This is a genomic window from Vibrio sp. 10N.222.55.C7 (assembly GCF_041473335.1).
In the GTDB taxonomy this organism is placed as follows: Bacteria; Pseudomonadota; Gammaproteobacteria; order Enterobacterales; family Vibrionaceae; genus Vibrio; species Vibrio crassostreae_C.
On the sequence record NZ_JBFRSC010000088.1, the window covers coordinates 1 to 3,226 of the forward strand.

Annotated in this window: 2 protein-coding genes; both read left to right on the forward strand. The window is 43.1% G+C overall.

From position 1 onward, the window contains the following. Window positions 1-223 precede the first annotated feature (223 nt). Window positions 224-1,126, forward strand: coding sequence for a VirK/YbjX family protein (locus tag AB4482_RS22605; protein ID WP_133151375.1), 903 nt, complete (start codon window positions 224-226; stop codon window positions 1,124-1,126). Between the two features lie 268 nt (window positions 1,127-1,394). Beyond that, window positions 1,395-3,098 (forward strand): FAD-dependent oxidoreductase, encoded by a 1,704-nt coding sequence (locus AB4482_RS22610; RefSeq protein ID WP_372181757.1) that lies wholly within the window; start codon window positions 1,395-1,397, stop codon window positions 3,096-3,098. The last annotated feature ends 128 nt before the right edge of the window (window positions 3,099-3,226 follow it).

Sequence of the window (3,226 nt, forward strand, 5' to 3'; positions counted from 1 at the left end):
TTTACTTTAATTGGTATAACATTGATACCCCTCCCCACTAAAGCGACAAACACATCTGTCCAAAATCTGAACGCTAAGTAACTGATTGAGTTACATAGCTATACATATCCATACTTACCCAAATCACCTTTTTCACTATCATCATTTTCTTGTTATTGGTGAGATTATTGGAAGGGTTCATGACACGACTATGTTCGAGCAATCCTTCTTCTTTGAGGTGATTATGAATGTCGTTCGCATGGGGATTGAAGCAAATACCCATAAAAATAAGGGTAAGTACAAAGCGATAGTTAAGTTTACTATTCGAGCCCTGTTTTATTATTCAGCTACTCGAAAAATGAGTAATAATTTCAACTCTGAAGAGAGAAAGTTATTATTTATCAAGCAACCCAACTTCCTTTCTAAATTTGTGACTCCCTACTTATGTACTGGCTTTAGCAATAAAGAAAAGATCGATATCTTATCCAAACACTACGACTGGTTTGAAAACACCTTCGCAACAGAAGCTAGACACCAAATCTATAACGAAAGGCTCAATCTTTTAAAACTTGAGATAGATGACAACGTTTATCTGGTTAATCTCAGCTTCGAAAGAAACGCGAGAAAAGAAGGTGAACTGACAATTTCATTGACCAACTCTCAACTCGAAAAAATGTATACCATTTCGTTTACTGTTTTCGACAACAACATCTACATCGGCGGTATACAGGGTGGCGCCAATGACAATGGATTTAGCCGCACATTCACCAAAGCTTTTTACGGTTTAAGACCTAAATCCTTCATGGTAGAAACACTACGACTGCTCGCTATTAACTTGGGTATCGACAATATCTATGCGGTAAAAGAGTCTGGTCATGTCTCGAACTCATTACGCTACGGTAAGAAAAACAAAGACATCAGCCTTAAATACGACAGTCTGTGGGAAGAGCACGATGGACAGGTGCATGATAACTATTTCTATCGTCTCCCGACAAACCCGAACAGGAAAGATCTTGAAGCTCTAAAACGTCAAAAGCGTAAGTTGTATCGCGAGCGTTATGCCTGGCTAGATCTGTATGAACAAGATCTGAAGAACGTAATCAGTCAGCACATCCATGATCCTGTTCATTATGCTCATGACAGTTAATTTGGCTAACCTGTACTCGACTCGCTAACGCGTATTACCTTTACTAGCGTGCTTTAGTCTAATCACAGCCCTTGGACCAAACGCTCAATCCCGAGGTGATAGCTTTAAAATAAATATTAGACAATGCTAATTTACATCTTTATAGTATCTAGGTATTTCGAAAACTACTCAATCGCCGGCGACCAGCCAGTACTGATCATTAAGAAGATACAAGCTCTATGCTCGGCAATTTGTATAGTTAAACTTAGAGACAGTAATAGGTAAACGTATGACTAAAATTGTAATCATCGGTGGCGTAGCTGGAGGTGCTTCAGCTGCTGCACGCGCTCGTCGTCTTAGTGAAGAAGCCGAAATCATAATGTTTGAACGAGGACCATTCGTCTCTTTTGCCAACTGTGGATTGCCATACCACATAGGTGGCGATATCGAGGATAGAAGCAAGCTTCTGTTACAAACACCTGAAAGCTTCTTAGCTCGCTTCAACGTTGACGCACGAGTGATGAACGAAGTTACCTCTATTGATCGCACCAATAAAACCGTTACAGTCAAAAATCTTGTTGATGGTAATCACTACAGCGAGAGTTACGACTTCTTATTACTCAGCCCTGGAGCCGGTGCCGTCGTTCCTCCCATCTCAGGAATCGATAACCCCCTCACCCATTCACTACGCAATATTCCAGATATGGATCGCATCATCGAAACAATCCAAATGAATAAACCTGAGCACGCGACAGTTGTTGGCGGTGGCTTTATCGGCTTGGAAATGATGGAAGCGTTTCATCAGCTTGGGATCAAGACTTCGTTGATTGAGATGGCTGACCAAGTAATGACGCCAGTAGACCGGGAAATGGCCGGCTTTGCCCATGCGGAGATTCGTGACAAAGGCATCGACCTAAAACTCGGCGTCGCGCTTGAGTCTGTGAAATATATACCTAACGAACACATCGCAAGTTTTGATTCAGGCGAGAGCGAGAAGCACCAACACATAGAGGGTGAATTAGAATTAACACTTAATAATGGCGAGTCATTAACTACTGATATCTTAATCATGGCTATCGGTGTGCGTCCTGAGACTAAGTTAGCAAAAGAAGCAGGACTTCAAATTGGCGAACTAGGTGGTATCTACACCAATGAAATGATGCAGACTAGCGATCCTAGCATCTACGCTGTGGGTGATGTGGTCGAAGAAAAAGACTTTGTCACAGGTGCACAAACTCTAGTTCCGCTTGCTGGCCCTGCTAACCGTCAAGGTCGTATGGCTGCCGACAACATGCTCGGACGCAATGAAATCTATCAAGGTACACAGGGCACAGCTATCTGTAAGATTTTTGACCTAGCCGTTGCCTCAACAGGGAAAAACGAAAAACAGTTGAAGCGTGAAGGCGTCGACTATGAAAAAGTCTATGTGCATACCGCAAGCCACGCTAGCTACTATCCTGGCGCTGAGATTGTCTCGTTCAAGATGTTATTCGCCCCTAAGACAGGGAAAATACTAGGTGCGCAAGCCGTCGGTAAAGATGGCGTTGATAAACGCATTGATGTTATGGCAGTAGCTCAACGTGCAGGTATGACCGTTGATCAGCTTCAACACCTTGAATTAACCTATGCACCACCTTACGGGAGTGCCAAGGACGTGATTAACCAAGCCGCATTTGTTGCCAACAATATTATTAAAGGTGACGCGACACCTATTCATTTCGATGAGATTGCAACATTAAGCGACAACCAACTCCTACTCGATGTTCGTAACCCTAGCGAACTAGAAAATGGTGGCTTTATTGAAGGCGCAATCAACATTCCTGTCGACCAACTGCGCCAGCGTATGGACGAACTACCTAAAGACAAGGAGATTGTTATCTACTGTCAAGTTGGGTTACGCGGTAACGTTGCGTATCGCCAATTAGTAAACAGTGGTTTCAAAGCCCGTAACCTGATTGGCGGATATCGTACTTATCAGTTCGCCACAGCTTAATCAGCAAATGATACACTGTTCTTATACTTTTGGAGCACTAAATGTGCTCCTTTTTTGTATCCGCCCCATGAACCCACGGGGCGACTTGTCAGTGTTTGAAGTTCCAAGGCAGGAGTGCGTCGATATCA

What these genes read in the sequence shown, in the direction of transcription:
- AB4482_RS22610 (WP_372181757.1), top strand. Translation starts at nt 1,395, where the DNA reads ATGACTAAAATTGTAATCATCGGTGGCGTAGCTGGAGGTGCTTCAGCT.
- AB4482_RS22605 (WP_133151375.1), top strand. Translation starts at nt 224, where the DNA reads ATGAATGTCGTTCGCATGGGGATTGAAGCAAATACCCATAAAAATAAG.